Genomic DNA, 22,526 nt, shown 5'->3' on the forward strand with positions numbered 1-22,526 from the left:
GTTGCCCAACATCTTTTTTACATCATTTGCCAGAAATAGTCGATGATATAGGTGAGACCGTAGGTGTAGATGACCAAGGTAATCGGCTTGCACAAAATAATAATCGTCATGTAGCGTTTGAAGGTCATATTTGTCAAACCAGCTAGCATACAGATGAAGTCTGCAGGACTGATGGGCCAGATCATCATGAAGATGAAGAAACGATCAAAACGCTTGTCTTCGTTGAGCCAGTTAATATACTTGTCGTAAGTCTTCTGACTGACCATTGACTGGACAAACTTAGGTCCGTACATTCTCGCCAGGTGAAAGATAATGGCACAGCCAATGACAATTCCAATGTAGTTGTAGATGGTCCCAATGATGTGGCCATAGATAAAGACCCCAGCGACAGAGGTCAGAGCACCAGGGATAATAGGGACCACTGTCTGAAGGATCTGAAGAAAGATAAAGAGAGGGGGTCCAAAGATACCTGCTTGGAGAATAAAAGCCGACAAGGTCTCCTTGGATTGAAGAATGCCAGCAAAGTAGGCCCAGATACAGAAAACAAGGGTTGCGAGGGCTCCAATGATGGAGGACCAATTGATGATTTTTTGGAGGAGAGGTGAGACCTCCCTCAATTTTTTTCTTTTGCTATCATAACTCTTCCGTGTAGTTTTTCTTCTACTATACCACGTTTTTGGAACTTTGTAACGATTTTGTCTATTTTAGGGAATATCAAAGAGATAGATTGGGGCCTCTTACAAAGAGGAGACAGCGAAGCAAGTGCAAAATACGTCCATTTATGCTACAATGAAGAGAATATAAAAAATGGAGAAAAACGTGTCAATCGAAAATTACAAACCAGATTTTGCGGTGGAAGCAGCCTATGATCTCACCGTTGCAGACTTGAAAAAACAGGGCATCAAGGCCGTTCTCGTGGATTTGGATAATACCTTGATTGCTTGGAATAATCCGGACGGCACCCCAGAGATGCGCCAGTGGTTGCATGACCTTCGTGATGGTGGGATTCGGGTCATCGTGGTGTCCAATAATAGTCCTAAACGGGTAAAACGTGCGGTTGAGAAATTTGATATTGACTTTGAAGCTTGGTCACTCAAGCCCTTTACCTTTGGGATTGATCGGGCTCTCAAACGTTTCCACTATGAAAAAAATGAAGTGGTCATGGTAGGGGATCAATTGATGACCGACATTCGGGCAGCTCATCGGGCGGGAATTCGTTCGATTTTGGTTAAACCTTTGGTCGAGCATGATTCCATCAAGACCCAGATCAACCGGGCGCGTGAACGCCGTGTCATGAAGCAAATGGCCGAAAAATATGGTCCGATTGTATATAAAAAAGGAATTTAAGAATGGAAGAATTATTCTGTATTGGCTGTGGAGCCCCCATTCAGACAGAAAACAAAGAGGGACTAGGCTATACTCCCCAATCAGCTCTTGAAAAGGGCTTAGAAATAGGCGAAGTCTATTGCCAACGCTGTTTCCGTCTCCGTCACTACAATGAAATCACAGATGTACATCTGACAGATGATGATTTCCTGAAATTGCTACACGAGGTAGGAGATAGTGATGCCCTCGTGGTCAATGTAGTCGATATTTTTGACTTTAATGGCTCCGTCATCCCCGGCTTACCCCGTTTTGTAGCAGGAAATGATGTGCTTTTGGTCGGTAATAAAAAGGATATCTTACCCAAGTCTGTCAAGGATAGCAAGGTGACCCATTGGTTGATGGAGCGAGCCCACGAAGAAGGCATGCGTCCTGTCGATGTGGTCCTCACCTCTGCCCAAAACAAGAGTGCCATCAAGGACTTGATGGAAAAGATCGAGCAGCACCGCAAGGGACGTGATGTCTATGTGGTGGGTGTGACCAACGTAGGGAAATCGACCCTCATCAATGCGATCATCCAAGAAATCACTGGAGACAAGGATATCATTACAACCTCTCGCTTCCCAGGAACAACACTGGACAAGATTGAAATCCCACTGGACGATGGATCCTACATCTACGATACACCAGGGATTATCCATCGCCACCAGATGGCTCACTATTTGACGGCTAAAAACCTCAAGTATGTCAGCCCTAAAAAGGAAATCAAGCCCAAGACTTATCAGCTCAACCCAGAGCAAACCCTCTTCTTGGGTGGTCTGGGACGCTTTGACTTTATCAAGGGAGAAAAGCAAGGTTTCACCGCCTTCTTTGATAACGAACTCAAGCTTCATCGGACCAAACTCGAAGGAGCGACTGCCTTTTATGACAAGCATGTCGGTGGCTTACTAACACCCCCTAACAGCAAGGAAAAAGAAGAATTTCCACCCTTGGTTTCCCATGAGTTTACCATCAAGGACAAGACAGACCTCGTCATCTCAGGACTCGGCTGGATCCGCGTCAATGGGGAAGCAAGAGTAGCTGTGTGGGCACCAGAAGGCGTCGCCGTCGTAAGTCGCAAAGCTATTATTTAAAAATTTGAAAGGAAATAGTTTCTTTATAGACAGGGCGAGTGTAACAAGCCTAGAAAGGATACTTTTCGCTGTGGTGAAAGCCTAAGTAGGTGTTTGACTACTTAGGCGCGGGAAATTTGAGACCTTAGGCTCAAATTTTAGTCATGGAACTCCACTAGGAGGTCGCTGACGACCGCCGCAACATCAGAAAAGTATCAAAAAAGAAACAATGAAAAAAACATGACATTAACATCCAAACAACGGGCTTTCCTCAATAGCCAAGCCCACAGCCTCAAACCTATTATCCAAATCGGGAAAAACGGGCTTAACGATCAAATCAAAACCAGTGTTCGCCAAGCGCTAGACGCTCGCGAACTGATCAAGGTCACCCTCCTTCAAAATACGGACGAGAATATCCATGAAGTAGCGGAAATCTTGGAAGAAGAAATCGGTGTGGATACGGTTCAAAAAATTGGACGCATCCTCATCTTGTATAAACAATCAAGCAAAAAAGAAAACCGGAAGATTTCAGTCAAAGTAAAAGAAATCTAAGACATCGAGGAGAGCAAACCTATGGCAATTGAACTATTGACTCCCTTTACCAAGGTAGAGATAGAGCCAGAGATCAAAGACAAGAAACGCAAACAAGTTGGTATTTTGGGTGGGAATTTCAATCCGGTCCATAATGCCCATCTCGTGGTTGCAGACCAGGTCCGACAACAATTGGGCTTGGACCAGGTCCTTCTCATGCCAGAATATGAGCCTCCGCATGTGGATAAAAAAGAAACCATTGATGAGCGTCATCGCTTAAAAATGCTAGAACTAGCCATCGAAGGGATTGAAGGGCTAGAAATCGAGACGATTGAGCTAGAGCGTAAAGGGATCTCTTATACCTACGATACGATGAAGTTGCTCAATGAGCGAGACCCAGATACAGACTATTACTTTATCATTGGAGCTGATATGGTGGACTACCTGCCAAAATGGTATCGGATTGACGAGTTAGTGGAGATGGTCCAGTTTGTCGGTGTTCAACGTCCCCGTTACAAAGCGGGAACTTCTTATCCAGTGATTTGGGTCGATGTTCCCCTGATGGATATCTCTTCAAGCATGGTGCGAGAGTTTATCGCTCAAGGTCGGACGCCCAACTTTATGTTGCCAAAACCAGTTTTGGACTACATCAAGAAAGAAGGTTTGTATTAATGACCTATGAAAACTATCTCGGCTTTTCTCGAGAGGGCTTGCTCGAAAAAATGGGCCAAATCCTTCCGGAAAAACGCCTAACCCATTGTTTAGGGGTTGAGAAGGCCGCTCGTGACTTAGCTAAGCGCTATGGGGCAGATGAAGAGCAGGCTGGCCTAGCCGGTCTATTACATGACTACGCCAAGAAATTATCGGATCAGGAATTTCTGGACTTGATCGATCGCTATGAGCTGGATCCAGCATTAAAAAACTGGGGCAACAATGTCTGGCATGGGATGGTCGGGATTTATAAGATCCAAGAAGATCTAGGACTGACAGATCCAGCCATTCTTCGCAGTATTGAGATTCATACGGTTGGGAGTGGACAGATGTCAACTTTAGACAAGATTGTCTATGTAGCAGATTATATTGAGCATAACCGGGCCTTTCCAGGGGTAGATCAAGCTCGTGAAATCGCCCAAGTCTCCTTAGATCGTGCGGTGGCCTATGAGACGGCTCGCACAGTCGAACATCTAGCCCACCAAGGATTGCCCATTTATCCCCAAACCCTTGAAACCTACAATGCCTTTGTGAAGTATTTGAAAGAGGAGCAGTGAGTGAAAACAGCTTTAATCATTATTGATGTTCAAAATATTCTCGTGGAAACAGGTTTTGAGACAGAAAAACTCTTAGAGAAGATTGCTTATTTGCAAGATCGGGCTAGAAAACAGCAGATTGAAATCATCTACATGCAGCATATTGAAACGCCAGAGGCTTTAACTTCAGAAGATTGGCAGTTATCGCCCCTGTTGAATAGACAGGAGAATGAAAAGGTATTTCAGAAGCGATACAATAGCATGTTTAAAGAGACAGGATTAAAAGAATACTTGGATCAACAAGGGATTGAACATTTGGTCCTGTGTGGCATGCAGACAGAATATTGTGTCGATACATCCATCAAAGTGGGATTCGAATACGGCTATAAGCTGGTCATTCCAGAAGGAGCTGTCACAACCTTTGATGGAGAGGATATCCCAGCAGAAACGCTCAATGAATTTTATGAAAATATTTGGGAAGAACGTTTTGCGGATGTTTTAGACTACAAAACAATTTTTTAAAGAAAGAGGATTAAATGAAAGAAAAAGAATTACTTGAACTTGTTGTTAAAGCTGCCGATGAAAAACGTGCAGAAGATATTGTGGCTTTGGATGTTCAAAGCTTGACCAGTGTGACGGATTACTTTGTTATCGCAAGCTCTATGAACAGCCGCCAATTGGAGGCGATCGCTGAAAATATTCGTGAGAAGGTCATCGAAGCTGGCTTTAATGCTAGCCATGTCGAAGGGAATTCAGCTGGAGGTTGGGTCCTTCTTGACTTAGGTGGTGTAGTGGTCCATGTCTTCTCAGAAGAAATGCGTGCCCACTATAATTTAGAAAAGCTATGGCACGAAGCAAGTGCTGTCGATCTTTCAGCAACCTTAGCATAAGCAGGTGAACTCAGTTGGTAGCAACTGAGTTTTGTTGGTTAAATTGAAATTCTATGGAAAGAAAGGATAGGGCCTTGTGTTTAGTTAGGTTGGTAACGGAACACGAGCCAAAAGCTGAGAGAAAGAGCCTAACTTCCTTTGTATCTGGCGATACGGCGGAAAGTTTCCTATTTCCTCTATGCTTTTAACGCTCTTTGTATCTTAGAAAGGATTTGAACCCGTCCTGTAATCCTCGGAAAATAGATAGGGTTATGTCAAATTGTTAACTATAAAAATTATTGTTTGACGCAGTAGCTGATTGGATTCTTCATTCGCTTTTTTAGCTCGGAAGAGTACCTAATCAGCCTTGCGGGGGTGAGACAACGAACGAATTTTTTAAAAAACTCGTTCTGTCTCACTCCCCTAATTTTCTATCGGATTACGGGCGGACTAATTTTAGAATAGAAAGGATAGGGTGTCGTGTTTAGTTAATTTGTCAACTGAACACGAGCTAAAAGCTGTGAGAAAAAGATAAACTTCCTTTGTATCTGACGATACGGCAGAAAGTTTCCTATTTTCTCTTTGCTTTTAACGCTCTTTGTATCTTGATTTATGGCGACTTATGAAACGTTTGCAGCGGTCTATGATGCGGTCATGGATGACAGTCTGTATGATTTGTGGACGGATTTTTCTCTCCGGCATCTCCCTAAAAGCAAGGATCGGAAAAAATTACTGGAATTGGCTTGTGGGACAGGGATTCAGTCTGTCCGCTTTTCCCAAGCTGGCTTTGACGTAACAGGATTAGACTTGAGTGCTGATATGCTGAAAATTGCTGAAAAAAGATCGGCTTCAGCCAAGCAAAAGATTGATTTTATCGAGGGCAATATGCTGGACCTGTCGCAAGCGGGTACCTACGATTTTGTGACCTGCTACTCTGATTCCATCTGCTATATGCAGGACGAGGTGGAAGTGGGAGATGTCTTCAAAGAAGTCTATAACGCTCTTAATGAAGATGGTATCTTTATTTTTGATGTCCATTCGACCTACCAGACGGATGAGGTTTTCCCGGGCTATTCTTACCATGAAAATGCGGAAGATTTTGCCATGCTCTGGGATACCTATGAGGATGAAGCTCCTCACTCGATTGTCCATGAGCTGACCTTCTTTGTCCAAGAGGAGGATGGCTCCTTTAGTCGTCACGATGAAGTTCATGAGGAACGCACTTATGAAGTTTTAACCTATGACATCTTATTGGAGCAGGCTGGCTTTAAATCTTTCAAATTGTATGCAGACTTTGAAGATAAGGCCCCAACAAAGACCAGTAAACGATGGTTTTTTGTAGCACAGAAGTAGGCCTGCATGACAGTTACAGGTATTATTGCAGAATTTAATCCCTTTCACAATGGGCACAAGTACCTGCTGGAACAGGCAGAAGGGCTGAAAATCGTTGCCATGTCTGGGAATTTTGTCCAACGTGGTGAACCTGCCATTGTAGACAAATGGACACGGGCCCAGATGGCTTTGGAAAATGGAGCGGATCTGGTGGTCGAGCTCCCCTTTCTCGTGGCTGTTCAGTCGGCTGATCATTTTGCCAAGGGAGCGGTAGAAATCTTGTCCCGTCTGGGAATCGACCAATTGACCTTTGGGACAGAAGAGGTCATAGATTATCAAGCGATTGCAGCAGTTTACTCGGAGAAATCATCGGAAATGGAAGTTTTCTTGCGAAGCCTTCCTGACGATTTATCCTATCCACAGAAGACCCAAAAAATGTGGGAAACCTTTGCTGGAGTGGAGTTCACAGGAGCTACTCCCAACCATATCCTGGGCTTGGCTTATGCCAAGGCTTGTGCTGGGAAGGGGATTGCGCTCAAACCTATCCAACGTCAAGGTGCGGGCTACCATTCAGAAGAAAAAGAGGTGGCCTATGCTTCTGCCACCAGCCTTCGTCTTCATAAAGAGGACCACGCTTTTGTGGATCAGTTCATGCCCAATAGCCAACTCTTTCAGTCGGCTCCAAAGGTATCTTGGGAGGATTACTATCAATTGCTCCGTTATCAAATCCTAACCCATCCGGATCTGACACATATTTTTCAGGTCAATGAAGAGTTGGCTAATCGGATAAGGGATGCCATTCGAAGCGCGAGTTCTGTGGAATACTTGGTGGAGAAAGTGGCAACCAAGCGCTATACCAAGGCGCGTGTCCGCCGCATTTTGACTTATATTTTAGTAGGTGCGAGAGAAGAAATCTTGCCGACCGCTATCCATGTCTTGGGTTTCACTGAAAAGGGCCAGGCCCACCTCAAGTCACTAAAAGGTCAAGTGGACTTGGTAACGCGAATTGGTAAGGAAGCTTGGGATGCCTTGACCCAGCAAGCAGACCAAGTCTATCAATTGGGCCATCCCCAACTACCGGAACAAACCTGGGGTCGGGTGCCGGTGAGAGTGGAAGAATAAACGGTCTTACATAAAATTTTCTCTGCCCTTATTCACGTAAAGCAAGAAAGTGATGATGCACGGAAACAGTGTTTATCCATTGTCTAAAAAATCTTTTTAGACAATGGATTTTTTTTACCAAATTTAGAAGCTTTTACGAATAATTAAGTGGAGAGGGAAAACTTGTACAAGTTCCTGACAAGTTTTTCTTTTTCATGTATAATAATAGAAAAGCAGTAGAATGAGGTATGGTAATGGAAGCAGTTGTTTATTCAACATTCCGCAATCATTTGAAGGATTATATGAAGAAGGTGAATGATGAGTTGGAGCCTTTGACAGTCGTGAATAAGAATCCAGACGAAGATATTGTGGTTATTTCTAAGAGCGAGTGGGACAGCCTACAAGAAACCCTAAGACTAGCTCAGAACAAAGAATTGTCAGATAAGGTCTTGCGGGGCATGGCAGAAGTCCGAGCTGGTCAGGTTCAACTCCATGAGATTGAGGGGTAACGGATGTTACTCAAGTTTACAGAAGATGCCTGGAAGGATTATTGTTACTGGCAAAGTCAGGACAAAAAAACACTGAAGCGGATTAATAGCCTGATTAAGGAGATTCAAAGGGATCCATTTGCAGGGATTGGTAAACCTGAACCCTTGAAATATGACTTTCAAGGAGCATGGTCAAGGCGGATTGATGCAGAAAATCGCCTGATTTATATGCTAGATGAGTCAGGTGTCGCTTTCCTCTCTTTTAAAGACCATTACTAAGTTTCTAATAGAGAGTCTTTTTTATAGTTAAACGAGCTATTTAAAGTTTCCACCTCATAGAAAATTCCCATGAATTTCCCCGTTAAAAATAGAAAAATCTAGTCTAATGATGACGATTTGTGATATAATGTTAAAGATTGAAAATAATATGAACCAAACACAAGGAGAATCCTCATGGGACGTAAATGGGCCAATATTGTAGCCAAGAAAACTGCCAAAGATGGTGCTAACTCAAAAGTATATGCGAAATTCGGTGTAGAAATCTATGTAGCCGCAAAAAAAGGTGAGCCAGATCCAGAATTGAATACTGCTTTGAAATTCGTTATCGACCGTGCTAAACAAGCGCAAGTGCCAAAACACGTGATTGATAAAGCGATCGATAAGGCAAAAGGAAATACAGACGAAACCTTTACAGAAGGGCGTTATGAAGGATTTGGACCAAATGGTTCTATGTTGATCGTTGATACCTTGACGTCAAACGTCAACCGTACAGCTGCCAATGTCCGTGCGGCTTTTGGTAAAAACGGCGGTAACATGGGAGCTTCAGGTTCTGTATCTTACCTCTTTGACAACAAGGGAGTCATCGTCTTTGCAGGTGACGATGCGGATGCTATCTTTGAACTCTTGCTTGAAGCAGATGTGGATGTAGACGATGTGGAAGCAGAAGAAGGAAGCATCACTGTTTACACTGCTCCAACTGACCTTCACAAAGCGATTGTTGCTTTGCGTGAATCTGGTATCGAAGAATTCCAAGTAACTGAATTGGAAATGATTCCTCAATCAGAAGTTGAGTTGTCGGGTGAAGATTTGGAAACCTTTGAAAAACTTTACAGCGTTCTTGAAGACGATGAGGACGTGCAAAAAATCTACACCAACGTAGATGGATTCTAATAGAAATAGACCTTTGAAGATAATTTCTTCAAAGGTTTTTTTCTTGTAGCGCGGCTTTTTAAGGAACGAGTATGAAGTAATAATAAAAAGTGATATAGCTCCTGGCTATAACTGAGAGAAAAAAATAGGAATTAGACGAATAGGGGAGGCAGTGATAGAATAGAACTATGCTAGAAAGGGGACGAGAAATGGAATCATTATCCTATGAACATCTAGTGCCCATTCGGCATTATGTGCATCAGCATCCAGAGTTGTCTGGACAAGAATACCAAACCACAGCTTATCTCAAAGCCTATTTGGAAAAGCTAGGTGTACGCATTTTAAACAGTGGATTAAAAACTGGTCTGATTGCTGAAATCGGAAGCGGCAAACCGGTCATTGCCCTGCGCGCAGATATTGATGCCCTCCCGATTCAGGAGAACACGGATCTCGACTACCAAAGCCAAACCCCTGGTGTCATGCACGCCTGTGGCCATGATTTCCACCAGGTGAGCCTCTTAGGGGCTGCAGAAGTCCTAAAAGGTATGGAAGCGGACTTAAAGGGAACGGTTCGGTTAATTTTTCAGCCGGCTGAAGAGACTTCTGAGGGAGCATCTGCGGTATTAGCGACCGGACTCCTCGAGGATGTCCAAGCCATCCTTGGATTTCACAACATGCCGTCATTGCCTGCGGGTCAGTTGGCCCTGCGTCCAGGCGCCATGATGGCAGGAGTTGAAAAGTTCAAGGTGACTGTCACTGGGGTGAGCAGTCATGCGGCTCGACCGGATCTTGGTTTGGATACTGTTGTAGCGATTACTAGTATGGTACAGCAGTTACAGACCTTAGTCTCACGTACGGTTTCGCCATTTGAGACAGCCGTCCTATCAGTGACGCATATCGAAGCTGGTTCAACCTGGAATGTTCTTCCCAAGTCTGGTTTCTTTGAAGGAACTATTCGAACCTTTAATCCGGATCTTCAGAAACGTCTCAAGGCGGATTTCATTCGCGTGATCGAACAGATCTCTAACAGTACCGGAGTCATGGTCCAATTTGATTGGGGCAAGACGCCACCGGTTACCTATAATGATAAGACCTTGGCTAAAAAAGTCTTTCGCTGGTCCAAGTCTTTCGCAGAAGTTGTGGAGGCTCAGCCGTCGACAGCGGGTGAAGATTTTGCCTTCTATCAAGAGAAGATCCCGGGAGTCTTTGCTTTTATAGGATCCAATGGTGCAGCGGATGCACCGGATCTCCACCATGATAGCATGGTGATAGATGACGCGGCTTTTGCGGTATCGGTTCCATATTACGTTGAAAATGCCCTCGCTTTGCTGGAAAAATTCTCAACCAAATGAGAGGTGATAGATAAAACCTATCACCTCTATAAAGAAAATATAATACCCAAGAGTTGGGAATTTTGATATGATGGAAAAAGCTGTTTTTTTACAGAGGAATAAACAATTTTAGTGAAAAAGGAGAACAAATGAAATTGAATAAATTCATCAAATATGTTGCTCTAAGCCTTGTGGGCTTAGCTGCAGTTGGGACTTTGGTTGCTTGCTCATCCAAGTCATCAAGTAAATCAAGTGGAAAACGGACCATTGAAGTCGCAACAGTTGGGACAACCAAACCCTTCACCTATGATAAGGATGGGGAATTGACTGGCTACGAAATCGAAGTCATGCGTGAAATCTTCAAAGGTTCAGATAAATACGAAGTCAACTTTAATAAGACAGAGTGGTCTTCAATCTTTGCGGGCTTAGACGGTGATCGTTACCAAATCGGTGTCAGCAACCTTAGCTACGATAAAAAACGTGCGGAGAAATACTTGTACCCAAATCCTTACGCTAAGAACCCAGTGGTCTTAGTAGTCCGTAAAGATTCAGGCATCAAGTCATTAGATGATATCGGTGGCAAGTCTACAGAGGTCATCCAAGGAACTTCTACAGCGAAACAATTGGAAGCCTACAATAAAGAGCATAAGGACAATCCAACAGAGCTCAAATATACAGAGGGGACCATCCAATCCATTCTGTCTAATTTGAGCGATGGCCGTTCGGATTATAAGATTTTTGAACGCTTGACAGTTGAGGCCATCATCAAGGACCAAGGCTTGGATAACTTGGAGGTCATCGAACTACCAAGCGATCAACAACCATACGTATACCCAATCCTTGCCAAAGGTGAGAAAGAATTGGAAACTTTCGTCAACAAACGGATCAAAGAGTTGTACGAAGATGGGACACTGGAAAAATTGTCTAAGAAGTACTTCGGTGGAACTTACCTTCCAGAAGCTTCTGATATTAAATAAGGTTATTTAAAAACATCATAAGGAGAAAAGAATATGAAATTAACAAAACTTTTTGGTGTAGCAGCTCTTGCTACCGTTGCAACCTTTGCCTTAGCAGCATGCGGTTCTTCAAACTCATCAAACTCATCAAACTCATCTGATAAAGATGGTGTGACAACTGTTAAAGTTGGGGTGATGAACTTAAGTGATACAGAAGAAGCACGTTGGAAAGAAGTGCAAAAGAACTTAGATGATGCAAAAGCGAACATCAAATTGGAATTCACTCAGTTTACAGACTATTCTCAACCAAACCAAGCTGTTCGCGATGGGGATGTGGATATCAACGCTTTCCAACATTACAACTACCTTGAAAACTGGAACAAAGAAAACAGCGCAGACCTAGTTTCTGTAGCAGATACTTACATTGCGCCAATCCGTCTTTACTCTGGTACAAAAGATGGAAAGAACAAATACACAGATGTGAAAGACATTCCTGAAAAAGGTACCATTGCAGTACCAAACGACCCAACAAACGAAAGCCGTGCCTTGTATGTATTGGAATCAGCTGGTTTGATCAAGTTGGATACAAAAGATGGGGAATTGGCTACCATCAGCAACATCAAAGACAATCCAAAGAACTTGACAATTTCTGAGTTGGACGCTTCTCAAACAGCTTCTTCACTTCCATCAGTTGATGCAGCAATCATCAATAACACCTTTGTTCGTGAAGCAGGTATTGATTACAAGAAAGCTCTCTTTGTAGAAAAAGCAAACAGCAACTCTAAACAATGGTACAACTTGATTGCAGCTAAGAAAGATTGGAAATCATCTGATAAAGCGAAAGCAATCGAAGCCATTATTAAAGCCTACCATACTGATAACGTGAAGAAAGTCATTGAAGAATCTTCAGACGGTATGGACCAACCAGTTTGGTAATCAAGAGGATGAATAGAGAGGTGGAGAAGGTTTTCTCTACCTCTTATCGTGTATAGTAGGAGGAAATGATGTCCAATCCAAGAGAGACAGAACAAATACGCAAATTTGAAAATGATGAGGTGGCTCAGCATTATTTTGAAGTCCTAAGGACTCTCATCTCCAAGCGGTCTATCTTTGCCCAGCAGATTGGTTTAAAAGAAGTAGCAACCTACCTGGGAGAAATCTTCACAGCTGCAGGAGCTAAGGTAACTGTGGATGACAGCTACACAGCTCCATTTGTTATTGCTAAATTTGTTTCACCCAATCCGGATGCGAAGACCATCATTTTCTACAACCATTACGATACAGTTCCAGCAGATGGTGACCAACCTTGGACGAGTGATCCCTTTACGCTTTCGGTCCATTACGGGACCATGTATGGTCGAGGGGTAGATGACGACAAGGGTCATATTACTGCACGCTTGACGGCTATTCGAAAATATATCCGTGAAAATGGCGACCTTCCGGTTAACATTACCTTCATTATCGAAGGGGCAGAAGAATCTGCCTCAACGGATCTGGACAAGTATCTATCCAAGCACAAAAAACACTTGCGTGGAGCAGATCTCTTAGTTTGGGAACAAGGGACCCGCAACCAACAAGGAGAGCTGGAAATCTCAGGTGGAAACAAGGGGATTGTGACCTTTGACATGGTGGTCAAAAGTGCAGATGTGGATATCCATTCCAGCTATGGTGGAGTAGTGGATTCAGCATCCTGGTATCTGCTCAATGCTTTGTCGAGTCTACGAGATAAAGACGGTCGGATCCTGGTGGATGGCCTCTATGAATTGATTGAGGAGCCTAACGAGCGGGAACTGGCCTTGATTAATCGTTATGCCAATAAAACGGCAGACGATGTGACAGAAATCTATAATCTCCAATTGCCTATCTTGAAAGAGGAACGAAGTGAGTTCTTGAAACGTTTTTATTTTGAGCCAGCCATGAACATTGAAGGTTTGGGGACAGGCTATCAGGGACAAGGCGTCAAGACGATTCTCCCTGCAGAAGCTCGAGCCAAGATGGAAGTTCGTTTGGTACCAGGCCTGGAACCCAAACAAGTCTTAGAATTGATTCGTGCTCAGTTGAATAAAAATGGCTTTGAGAAGATTGAACTTGTTTTCACACTAGGAGAAATGAGCTATCGGAGTGATATGAGTGCGCCGTCCATCCTCAATGTGATTGATCTGGCCAAACGCTTTTATCCAGAAGGGGTCTGTGTCCTTCCGACAACTGCAGGCACTGGTCCCATGCATACGGTCTTTGAGGCCTTGCAAGTTCCAATGGCTGCCTTTGGTATTGGAAATGCCAATAGTCGAGATCATGGTGGGGATGAGAATGTGAAAATTGCAGACTACTATACCCATATTGAATTAATTAAGGAGTTAATCACAAGTTATGAGTAAAGAAATTATCAAACTGGACCATATCGATGTTACCTTTCATCAGAAAAAACGGGAAATTACAGCCGTGAAGGATGTGACCATTCATATCAATGAAGGGGATATTTACGGGATTGTCGGTTATTCTGGAGCAGGGAAATCAACTCTTGTACGGGTCATCAATCTCTTGCAAGTACCATCAGCAGGTACTATTACCGTAGATGGCGATGTCATCTATCAAGACCAGGTGACCTTGAATGCTGCGGCTTTACGCCAAAAACGCCGAGACATTGGTATGATTTTCCAACATTTCAATCTAATGGCCCAAATGACCGCTGCTGAAAATGTGGCCTTTGCCCTTAAACATTCAGACTTATCTAAAGAGCAAAAGGCTGAAAAAGTAGCCAAGTTGTTGGAACTAGTTGGTCTGTCAGATCGGGCGGACAACTATCCTGCTCAATTGTCAGGTGGACAAAAACAACGGGTGGCGATTGCGCGTGCGCTCGCCAACGATCCAAAGATTTTGATTTCTGACGAATCAACATCCGCACTAGATCCAAAAACGACCAAACAAATCCTTGCTCTTCTGCAAGAGCTGAATCAGAAGTTGGGCTTGACAGTGGTCTTGATTACCCATGAAATGCAGATCGTTAAAGACATTGCCAACCGAGTGGCTGTCATGCAAAATGGTGAATTGATTGAAGAAGGCTCTGTTTTAGACATCTTCTCTAATCCTAAAAACGAATTGACACAAGACTTCATCACAACTGCAACAGGAATCGAGGAAGCTATGGTGAAAATCAACAAGCAACAAATTGTTAAGAAATTGCCGGCTGATTCTGTTTTGGCCCATTTGAAATATTCTGGTTCGGTGACAGACACTGCGATTATCAACGATATTTATAAACAGTACCAAGTGTCTGCTAATATTCTACACGGAAATATTGAAATTTTGGATCATACCCCTGTTGGGGAGTTGGTTGTTATCCTTACTGGGGAAGCAGCGAATCTAACTGCAGCACAGCGGGATCTACAAGCAGCAGGTGTTTCTGTGCGTGTCTTAAAAGAAGGGAGTAATGCATGATTGACTTTATTCAAACCTATCTACCAAATGTTTACCGGATGGGCTGGAGTGGCCAAGCTGGATGGGGAACAGCGATTTATCTGACCCTTTACATGACCTTTATCTCTTTTGTGATTGGTGGTTTATTGGGACTCATTGCAGGATTATTATTAGTCTTGACAGCACCTGGTGGGATTATCGAGAATAAATTGGTTTTCCATATCTTGGATAAAATCACGTCCATCTTCCGTGCCATTCCTTTTATCATCTTGCTAGCCTTGATCAATCCCTTTACTCGTATGATTGTCGGAACTGGGATTGGTCCTACGGCGGCTTTAGTCCCCCTATCTTTAGCTGTCTTTCCTTTCTTTGCTCGCCAAGTTCAAGTCGTTTTGTCTGAATTGGACCGTGGGGTGATTGAAGCAGCTCAAGCTAGTGGGGCAACCTTTTGGGATATTGTTGGTGTCTACCTTCGTGAAGGACTTCCTGATTTGATTCGTGTCACAACCGTTACCCTCATTTCCTTGGTTGGTGAAACAGCCATGGCGGGTGCGATTGGAGCAGGTGGTCTCGGAAACGTCGCTATTTCATATGGTTACCAACGCTTTAATAATGACGTTACCTTGCTAGCAACCTTCTTGATTCTGCTTTTGATTTTCTTTATTCAGTTTATCGGTGATTTCTTGACCAAGAAAATTAGTCACCGGTAAGGATGGGATAGATACATGAAAATAATACAGAAACATCAGTTTAAGCAGGTTGCGACCTTTGCAGGCTTGTATTTTCTTGCCATTGGCTTAGGTGTCCTACTTGGAAATTTGGTTGATCATCAAGGCAACATGTTCTATGCTCCAGCCTTCTCTGCCCTGGTTGGTGGAGGAATCTATCAGGTCTATATTGAGAAAATTCAACGAACAGGAGCCATTCTAGTCGTTGCTCTTGTGATTGGTGCTTTTTTCCTTTTCACTCGTCATGGAGCTGGAGCTTTTCTGCCTGCTCTTGTTGGAGGGCTTTTGGCAGAATTGGTCGCAAGCCGTGGCCACTACCAGTCGAAGTTAGGCAATGCGGTGTCTTTCCTCCTCTTTTCCTTTACGACGACAGGGCCTATCCTTATGATGTGGTTCCAACCAGCTAGTTATCGTGCTTCTTTACTAGCCCGTGGGAAGTCGATGGATTATATCGAACGCGTTATGGTACCGTCGAATATGGGAACGGTGAGCTGGTTTTTACTGACCCTTCTTCTTGGAGCTCTGCTAGGTTATCTTCTTGGATACTTGGTCTGTCAAAAACTAAATAGAAAATAACATAATGGAGAAGAAACATGCACAATAATTTACTAGTCCTTCAGTCAGACTTTGGTCTGGTGGATGGGGCTGTCTCTGCTATGATTGGGGTTGCCTTAGAGGAATCACCAACCCTCAAGATTCACCACTTGACTCATGATATTACACCTTATAATATCTTTGAAGGAAGTTACCGCCTCTTTCAGACGGTGGATTACTGGCCAGAAGGGACAACCTTTGTATCGGTCGTCGATCCGGGTGTCGGCTCCAAACGTAAAAGTGTTGTAGCCAAAACGGCCAAGAATCAATACATTGTTACACCGGATAATGGGACCCTCTCTTTCATCAAGAAACATGTAGGAATCGTTGCCATTCGTGAGATTTCAGAGGTGAAGAACCGCCGGGCCAATACAGAGTTTTCTTATACCTTCCATGGGCGTGATGTCTATGCCTATACAGGAGCTAAGTTAGCCAGTGGCCATATCAGCTTTGAGGAAGTGGGACCAGAACTCAGTGTTGAACACATTGTAGAAATCCCTGTGGTGGAAACTGTTATGGAGGACAATCTTGTCAAAGGAGCCGTTGACATCTTGGATGTACGCTTTGGTTCTCTCTGGACTTCGATTACTCGGGAAGAGTTCAATCATTTGGAACCTGAATTTGGGGAACGCTTTGAAGTGACCATCTATAACAATGACATGCTGGTTTATCAAAACCAAGTAACTTACGGCAAGTCTTTCGCCGATGTGCGGATTGGACAGCCAATCCTTTATATCAATTCCCTCTACCGTGTTGGCCTTGCCATCAACCAGGGATCCTTTGCTAAGGCCTATAACGTAGGAGTTGGGGCTTCTTGGCATATCGAAATTAGAAAAATGGAAAATTAATAGGAGATAAAATATGAAACAAAAACAAGCTTTTTCAATTAAGGATGTTGTAGCTATCGGGGTTGGAGCAGCCCTCTTTGTGGTCATTGCGATGATTCCAATTCCAGCGCCAGCTCCAAATACCAACATTCAGTTGCAATTTGCTCTTCAAGCCCTCTTTAGTGTGATCTTTGGTCCGATTGTTGGTTTCTTGATGGGCTTAATCGGTCATGCTATTAAGGACGCTATGTCAGGTGGTCTTTGGTGGACTTGGATCATTTCTAGTGGCTTGTTTGGTCTCTTTGTTGGTATCTTCCGCAAACAAATCGGTGACCTAAAAGGAGAAGTGACCAAGAAAGAATTGATCGTCTTTAACGTTGTGCAAGTCATTGCCAATTTGCTTATTTGGGGATTGATTGCTCCGGTTGGGGATGTCTTGATCTACCACGATAATCCAAATAAAGTCTTCCTACAAGGTGTTGTAGCAGGTTCTGTCAATGCTTTAGTGGTAGCTATTGCAGGTTCTCTTCTCTTGATTGCCTATGCTCGTACCCAAACAAAAGATGGAAGTTTGTCTAAAGATTAATCGTAAATAAGAAGAGAGAGTGGGACAGAAATCGGTAATTCGTTAGAATTCGATTTCGTCGTCCCACCTCCGCACAGTTGAGTAGGGCTGTAAAAACTGATGTAATCAGCGTAGTAAAGCCCACTCAACCACTGCGTCTTACTCGACAATCCAAAGACAATTGAGAGGCTAGGACTTTTGTCCCCGCCTCTTTTTGTGAGTAAAAAATATTTTTTACAAAATGCAAGATATATGTTGCAAAATAGAAAATATAGTGTATAATAGAGTTATAAAAACAAGAAAGGAAAAGCATGTGGCGAAAAATCTCAAATTAAAAATGGCCCGGGTCGAGCATGATATGACCCAGGGGGATCTTGCAGATGCCATCGGGGTGACACGTCAGACCATTGGCCTGATCGAGGCAGGGAAGTACAATCCGACCCTCAGCCTCTGCCTAGCAATTTGTAAGACCTTGGATAAGACGCTGGATCAACTGTTCTGGGAGTAACAGTTTTAACAATAGAAAGAGGAAATATATGAAACAAAAGAAAGAACCAATTGTAAAAGATGAGCGGACCATGCTGCTTGATGGAAAAATTGCAGGGGAACTTGTTCTAGGAATGACCTGCTTTATTGCAGTCTCTGCCTTTGTGAAAGCTAGTATCCTGGACTTGGACCTAATAGCCTATATTCCAGAGCTCTTTTTGTTGATTGCCATGGGAGCTTATGCCTTTGTGAGAAGGATCAGTTCAGGGATTGATGTTCGAGATATGTTAGAAAAAGATAGCTGGTTCAGCCGCATTGGGTCAGGCATCCTATTTGCCTTATTTGTGATTGCAGCAGATGTGATTGGGAAGCGAGAAACGATGAGCTTTATGTTCAGTCCCAAGTATCTGCTCAAAATCGTTCTTGCTATTTTAGTCTTTGCCCTTTTGACTTATCTGTTAGAGAAACCACTAGCCCTTATCAATCGGAAAAAACAGAAGAAGATCGAGGCAGAGTTGGAGGACTAAGGGGGGAGCTCATAAAGTTATTTAAGAATTTGAATAAAAGTCTGGAACCCCAGGCTTTTATTTTTCAGTCAAATAAATTGCATTCGTTTTCTGGGGAGAGTATACTGGTATAGTTGAATGAAAAATTCTGATAATTTAATCTTAGAAAAGAGAATCTTATGGCAAAACCTATTCGTGTTTTACTTTACTATAAATATGTTCCCATCGAAAACGCAGAACAATTTGCGGCTGATCACTTGGCTTTTTGTAAATCAATCGGCCTCAAGGGCCGTATCCTAGTCGCTGACGAAGGAATCAACGGTACCGTTTCTGGTGATTACGAAACGACGCAAAAATACATGGACTACGTTCACAGCCTTCCGGGTATGGAAGACCTCTGGTTCAAGATGGATGAGGAAGAAGAGCAAGCCTTCAAGAAGATGTTCGTCCGCTATAAGAAAGAGATTGTCCACCTTGGATTAGAGGATGATAACTTCGATAACGACATCAACCCCCTTGAAACGACAGGTGCTTACTTGTCTCCAAAAGAATTTAAAGAAGCTCTCCTAGATGAAGATACAGTTGTTCTTGATACTCGGAACGACTATGAGTACGATCTTGGACACTTCCGTGGCGCTATTCGTCCAGATATCCGCAATTTCCGTGAGTTGCCACAATGGGTCCGTGATAACAAGGAAAAATTCATGGACAAGCGTGTCGTAGTTTACTGTACAGGTGGCGTTCGTTGTGAGAAATTCTCAGGCTGGATGGTGCGTGAAGGCTACAAAGATGTCGGTCAATTGCACGGCGGAATTGCAACCTACGGAAAAGACCCAGAAGTTCAAGGAGAGCTGTGGGATGGTAAAATGTACGTCTTTGACGAGCGGATTGCTGTCGATGTTAACCATGTTGATCCAAGTGTTGTCGGAAAAGATTGGTTTGATGGAACACCATGTGAACGCTATGTCAACTGTGGAAATCCTTTCTGTAACCGTCGCATCTTGACTTCAGAAGAGAACGAAGACAAGTACCTCCGTGGTTGCTCACATGAGTGCCGTGTTCATCCACGCAATCGCTATGTAGAAGAACACAACTTGTCACAAGCAGAGGTTGCTGAACGTTTGGCCGTTATCGGTGAGACGCTTGATGGAACTCTTGCATAAGTTAAAAACAGCCTTTCGGCTGTTTTTTTCTATGGAAAGTCATGAAAATTTGTGCTATAATTTGGTAAGCGATTACAAAAAGGAGAAAACAAATGTCAGTTGTGTTTTCAATTCGAAATAAAAAGAGTATGTTTGGCTATCAAAAAGTGATGCCAGCTAAAGATGTATTGAATTTGGTGGAAGGAGTTCTTACCTACAGTTTTGAGGAAGCCATGCTTGGTCGCTCTCTCAAAGATTTTCCAGCCATGATGTGTATCCGCTATGGCAAGAGCTGCTTGCCCATCATCCTTCGTTACCTGGATCAAGAGCATGCTTATCAGTTCATCCTTGCAGATTTTGCCACCCTTGAAGATTGGCGACTCATCTTGGAATGGCTCAGTGCCCTAGCTCGCCAGTTGGGGAATGAGATTCACGATAATTTAGGAACCAGCTATGACGCAGATTCTATTTTCTCTTTTGACTATGAGAACTATTTGCTGAAGAATCTACAGAATCTAGAAAAAGATCCAGACCTTCATCAATATCAGCTTCAGGGATTTGCTCATCCTGTAATTTTAGATCGTGAGCTCCTTCGTAAAATCCTAGACTCCGCTCAACCTTTAGAGGAGTTCAGTCAAGTGGTTAAAAAGGTTCAATACAGCTCCGCCTTCTTTAGTCAAGTTCGTTTCTACCGTCAGAACGAAACGGGAGGTATTATTGGCAGTTACAGTCTAACAGAAGATACGGATACTGTTTTGCCACGAGTGACTTTTGTACCTGCTGAGTTTGTAGAGAAGGTGAATATGGATGAAATCATCGACTGGAAAGTGAATTTAGTGGAAATTACTGGAAATCCCGATATGCCAGAGAGTTATAAGCCAGTGGCAGCTGTGAATTTAGAAGCCTTACTGAGTTCTTTGGACTCAAGTGAATTTGAATTGTTGGATGCCAATCAAATTGAAATCAAAAAATTGTCTAAGGAACGCTTGTTGCAATTAGCCCAACTCTAATAAAAAAAGTTCTCAATTCTGAGAACTTTTTCTTTTAATTTGATTCATGTGGCAAGATTAAGTTAAGGATGATTCCTGTCATAGCTGAGAGAGCTGTTCCTGCGAGGGTCACTGGACCAAGTTTCAGAGTAGCCCCACCAAGTCCAAGAACCAACATAGCACTTGCAATAATCAAGTTGCGCATTAAGCTGAAGTCGACGCGTTCTTTAATCAAGACTTTCAAACCGTTACTTGCGATAACTCCGTAGAGAAGGATGGACATTCCACCGAGAACAGAGTTTGGAATGGTAGAAATGAGGGCAGTAAACTTACCAAAGAAGCTCAAAGAAAGAGCGATCAAGGCTGCATTTCGGATAACAGAAACAGAAGCGATACGGGTCATTCCGATTACACCGGTGTTTTCTCCATAAGTGGTATTGGCTGGACCACCAAGGAAGGCCGATACAGAAGTTGCAATCCCGTCACCAAGAAGGGTACGATGAAGTCCTGGTTGTTTCAAGAATTGACGGCCACAGATTTGGCTAAGCACTGTATGGTCACCGATATGTTCTGAAATAGTTACGATAGCGATTGGCAAGATGGCAATGGTTTCAGGTCCAAAATACAAGTTGTATTGTTTGAAGGCACCACCTGTATTGAAAGGAAGATAGAAGCCAGGAATCTCAAACCAGTTGGCTTTGAGGACTGGATCGAAGTTAACCAAGCCCAAGCAGACTGCGAAGACATAGCCACCGATAATGGCAAAGAGGAAAGGAATAATTTTGAAGAAGCCTTTTCCTTTGGTATTGATGAAGGCAGCGATCAGGAAGGTCAAGACAGCGACAAGGGCATTTTTCCAGTCTCCCCCTTCGACAAAACCGGCGTTTTTAACAGCTGATCCTGCAAGTCCTAGACCGATGACGATGATCATAGGTCCAATGACAACGGCAGGAAGTAATTTGTCAATCCAGCGAGTGCCAGCAACTTTAACACCTGCAGCAACAAGCACGTAGATCAGACCAGTCAGAATAACCCCAGTTTGTGCTGCATCGACTTTTCCGCCCATTTCCTTCATCGCCAAAGCCATAGCGGTGATAAAGGCGAAGGAAGAGCCGAGATAGACAGGGACTTTAAATCCGGTACAAGTCATATAGATTAGCGTCCCAACGCCTGATGCAAAGAGCGCAACAGATACGGGCATGCCTAAGATGAGTGGTACCAGGATGGTTGCCCCAAACATGGCAAATACGTGTTGGAAACTTAATAAGATTCCTTTTAGGGGTGCCGGACTTTGGTCGACATCCAGGAGCAAATCAACAGTTGATTCTTCTTCCATAATAACCTCACTTTTGGGCACCAAAAAAGAGCCCATGATTTTTTTGCATAGCAAGGGCCCTCAGATTATTCATATTCTGTGTCTTTGTCACCTCACGGGATGACATTAAAAACCTTTGCTTCTAAGAAGTATAGCAGAAAAAATTCGTTTTGTAAACGAATTTTTCCTGAGCCCGAAAATTAGAAAGCGAGGTAGGAGTTAGTAAGTGTTATCTATTATCATCAAGAAAGAGGTCTGCGATAGACGCAGTGGTTGAGTGGCCAATCCCCCGCTCTAATTCTCGCTTGGATGGCCCTACTCAACTTTGCGGAGGAGGGACGACGAAACCGTCATTTTAAATGGTAACCGATTTCTGTCCCTCTCCCTTTTCCCGAGCCAGAAAATGAGAAAGCGAGGAGGGAGTCATTAAGGTTTTCATTTTTGCATCAGAAAAGAGGTCAGCGATTGACGAAGTGGGTGTGTGCTCCCTCTTTATTTTTTTGGGAGGACAGCTGTGT

27 protein-coding genes are annotated in these 22,526 nt (G+C 43.4%); 25 read left to right on the forward strand and 2 right to left on the reverse strand.

The window, feature by feature from the left end:
• Positions 1–17: 17 nt before the first annotated feature.
• Positions 18–617: a TVP38/TMEM64 family protein gene (locus tag HMPREF9421_RS04055; protein ID WP_006595717.1), complete on the reverse strand. Its 600-nt coding sequence runs from the start codon at positions 615–617 to the stop codon at positions 18–20.
• Positions 618–819: 202 nt separating this feature from the next.
• Here HMPREF9421_RS04055 and HMPREF9421_RS04060 point away from each other — a divergent pair, with 202 nt between their 5' ends.
• The 25 genes from HMPREF9421_RS04060 (at position 820) to HMPREF9421_RS04180 (ending at position 20,714) form a co-directional block, all read left to right on the forward strand.
• The gene (locus HMPREF9421_RS04060; RefSeq protein WP_049514161.1) at positions 820–1,347 is read left to right on the forward strand and encodes a YqeG family HAD IIIA-type phosphatase; all 528 of its coding nucleotides are present in this window, start codon (positions 820–822) and stop codon (positions 1,345–1,347) included.
• Positions 1,348–1,349: 2 nt separating this feature from the next.
• Positions 1,350–2,456 (forward strand): ribosome biogenesis GTPase YqeH, encoded by a 1,107-nt coding sequence (yqeH, locus tag HMPREF9421_RS04065; RefSeq protein ID WP_006595719.1) that lies wholly within the window; start codon positions 1,350–1,352, stop codon positions 2,454–2,456.
• A gap of 219 nt (positions 2,457–2,675) precedes the next feature.
• Positions 2,676–2,987 carry a ribosome assembly RNA-binding protein YhbY gene (gene yhbY / locus HMPREF9421_RS04070; RefSeq protein WP_006595720.1) on the forward strand — a complete coding sequence of 104 codons (312 nt, stop codon included), beginning with the start codon at positions 2,676–2,678 and terminating at the stop codon, positions 2,985–2,987.
• A 21-nt stretch (positions 2,988–3,008) separates the two neighbouring features.
• A complete protein-coding gene (locus HMPREF9421_RS04075) occupies positions 3,009–3,638 on the forward strand; it encodes a nicotinate-nucleotide adenylyltransferase (protein ID WP_006595721.1) in 630 nt (209 codons plus the stop codon).
• Entirely contained in the window at positions 3,638–4,234 is a 597-nt protein-coding gene (yqeK, locus tag HMPREF9421_RS04080) for a bis(5'-nucleosyl)-tetraphosphatase (symmetrical) YqeK (RefSeq protein WP_006595722.1), read from the forward strand. Before HMPREF9421_RS04075 ends, yqeK begins: the two co-directional genes overlap by 1 nt.
• A complete protein-coding gene (locus HMPREF9421_RS04085; protein ID WP_006595723.1) occupies positions 4,235–4,735 on the forward strand; it encodes a cysteine hydrolase family protein in 501 nt (166 codons plus the stop codon). It abuts the gene before it with no gap.
• 14 nt (positions 4,736–4,749) lie between these two features.
• A complete protein-coding gene (gene rsfS / locus HMPREF9421_RS04090) occupies positions 4,750–5,103 on the forward strand; it encodes a ribosome silencing factor (protein WP_006595724.1) in 354 nt (117 codons plus the stop codon).
• Positions 5,104–5,694: 591 nt separating this feature from the next.
• Entirely contained in the window at positions 5,695–6,435 is a 741-nt protein-coding gene (locus HMPREF9421_RS04095; RefSeq protein WP_006595725.1) for a class I SAM-dependent DNA methyltransferase, read from the forward strand.
• A gap of 6 nt (positions 6,436–6,441) precedes the next feature.
• The gene (locus HMPREF9421_RS04100; RefSeq protein WP_006595726.1) at positions 6,442–7,536 is read left to right on the forward strand and encodes a nucleotidyltransferase; all 1,095 of its coding nucleotides are present in this window, start codon (positions 6,442–6,444) and stop codon (positions 7,534–7,536) included.
• Between the two features lie 233 nt (positions 7,537–7,769).
• A complete protein-coding gene (locus HMPREF9421_RS04105) occupies positions 7,770–8,024 on the forward strand; it encodes a type II toxin-antitoxin system Phd/YefM family antitoxin (RefSeq protein ID WP_006597166.1) in 255 nt (84 codons plus the stop codon).
• 3 nt (positions 8,025–8,027) lie between these two features.
• Positions 8,028–8,282: a Txe/YoeB family addiction module toxin gene (locus HMPREF9421_RS04110; RefSeq protein WP_006595728.1), complete on the forward strand. Its 255-nt coding sequence runs from the start codon at positions 8,028–8,030 to the stop codon at positions 8,280–8,282.
• 174 nt (positions 8,283–8,456) lie between these two features.
• Positions 8,457–9,173, forward strand: coding sequence for a YebC/PmpR family DNA-binding transcriptional regulator (locus HMPREF9421_RS04115; protein ID WP_006595729.1), 717 nt, complete (start codon positions 8,457–8,459; stop codon positions 9,171–9,173).
• A gap of 188 nt (positions 9,174–9,361) precedes the next feature.
• The gene (locus tag HMPREF9421_RS04120) at positions 9,362–10,504 is read left to right on the forward strand and encodes an amidohydrolase (RefSeq protein ID WP_006597168.1); all 1,143 of its coding nucleotides are present in this window, start codon (positions 9,362–9,364) and stop codon (positions 10,502–10,504) included.
• A gap of 128 nt (positions 10,505–10,632) precedes the next feature.
• Positions 10,633–11,460: an amino acid ABC transporter substrate-binding protein gene (locus HMPREF9421_RS04125; protein WP_006595731.1), complete on the forward strand. Its 828-nt coding sequence runs from the start codon at positions 10,633–10,635 to the stop codon at positions 11,458–11,460.
• 33 nt (positions 11,461–11,493) lie between these two features.
• On the forward strand, positions 11,494–12,375 hold the full coding sequence (locus tag HMPREF9421_RS04130) for a MetQ/NlpA family ABC transporter substrate-binding protein (protein ID WP_006595732.1): 882 nt from the start codon (positions 11,494–11,496) through the stop codon (positions 12,373–12,375).
• 68 nt (positions 12,376–12,443) lie between these two features.
• On the forward strand, positions 12,444–13,817 hold the full coding sequence (locus tag HMPREF9421_RS04135; RefSeq protein WP_006597153.1) for a M20/M25/M40 family metallo-hydrolase: 1,374 nt from the start codon (positions 12,444–12,446) through the stop codon (positions 13,815–13,817).
• Positions 13,810–14,877 carry a methionine ABC transporter ATP-binding protein gene (locus HMPREF9421_RS04140; protein WP_006595734.1) on the forward strand — a complete coding sequence of 356 codons (1,068 nt, stop codon included), beginning with the start codon at positions 13,810–13,812 and terminating at the stop codon, positions 14,875–14,877. Before HMPREF9421_RS04135 ends, HMPREF9421_RS04140 begins: the two co-directional genes overlap by 8 nt.
• The gene (locus tag HMPREF9421_RS04145) at positions 14,874–15,566 is read left to right on the forward strand and encodes a methionine ABC transporter permease (RefSeq protein ID WP_006595735.1); all 693 of its coding nucleotides are present in this window, start codon (positions 14,874–14,876) and stop codon (positions 15,564–15,566) included. Before HMPREF9421_RS04140 ends, HMPREF9421_RS04145 begins: the two co-directional genes overlap by 4 nt.
• A 15-nt stretch (positions 15,567–15,581) precedes the next feature.
• Complete coding sequence (locus HMPREF9421_RS04150) at positions 15,582–16,160, forward strand: MptD family putative ECF transporter S component (RefSeq protein WP_006595736.1); 579 nt, start codon at positions 15,582–15,584, stop codon at positions 16,158–16,160.
• A gap of 17 nt (positions 16,161–16,177) precedes the next feature.
• Complete coding sequence (locus HMPREF9421_RS04155) at positions 16,178–17,026, forward strand: SAM hydrolase/SAM-dependent halogenase family protein (RefSeq protein ID WP_006595737.1); 849 nt, start codon at positions 16,178–16,180, stop codon at positions 17,024–17,026.
• A gap of 13 nt (positions 17,027–17,039) precedes the next feature.
• Complete coding sequence (locus tag HMPREF9421_RS04160; RefSeq protein ID WP_006595738.1) at positions 17,040–17,591, forward strand: ECF-type riboflavin transporter substrate-binding protein; 552 nt, start codon at positions 17,040–17,042, stop codon at positions 17,589–17,591.
• A 292-nt stretch (positions 17,592–17,883) separates the two neighbouring features.
• Positions 17,884–18,078 (forward strand): helix-turn-helix transcriptional regulator, encoded by a 195-nt coding sequence (locus HMPREF9421_RS04165; protein ID WP_003005328.1) that lies wholly within the window; start codon positions 17,884–17,886, stop codon positions 18,076–18,078.
• Positions 18,079–18,106: 28 nt separating this feature from the next.
• Positions 18,107–18,583 (forward strand): DUF6773 family protein, encoded by a 477-nt coding sequence (locus HMPREF9421_RS04170; RefSeq protein ID WP_006595740.1) that lies wholly within the window; start codon positions 18,107–18,109, stop codon positions 18,581–18,583.
• A 158-nt stretch (positions 18,584–18,741) separates the two neighbouring features.
• A complete protein-coding gene (trhO, locus tag HMPREF9421_RS04175; protein WP_006595741.1) occupies positions 18,742–19,725 on the forward strand; it encodes an oxygen-dependent tRNA uridine(34) hydroxylase TrhO in 984 nt (327 codons plus the stop codon).
• A 92-nt stretch (positions 19,726–19,817) separates the two neighbouring features.
• Positions 19,818–20,714, forward strand: a complete 897-nt coding sequence (locus tag HMPREF9421_RS04180) for a DUF4299 family protein (protein WP_040802982.1) — start codon at positions 19,818–19,820, stop codon at positions 20,712–20,714.
• A gap of 34 nt (positions 20,715–20,748) precedes the next feature.
• Here HMPREF9421_RS04180 and HMPREF9421_RS04185 read toward each other — a convergent pair whose 3' ends face one another.
• A complete protein-coding gene (locus HMPREF9421_RS04185) occupies positions 20,749–22,029 on the reverse strand; it encodes a uracil-xanthine permease family protein (protein WP_006597157.1) in 1,281 nt (426 codons plus the stop codon).
• Positions 22,030–22,526 lie beyond the last annotated feature (497 nt).

This window comes from Streptococcus australis ATCC 700641, from assembly GCF_000186465.1.
Classification (GTDB): Bacteria; Bacillota; Bacilli; order Lactobacillales; family Streptococcaceae; genus Streptococcus; species Streptococcus australis.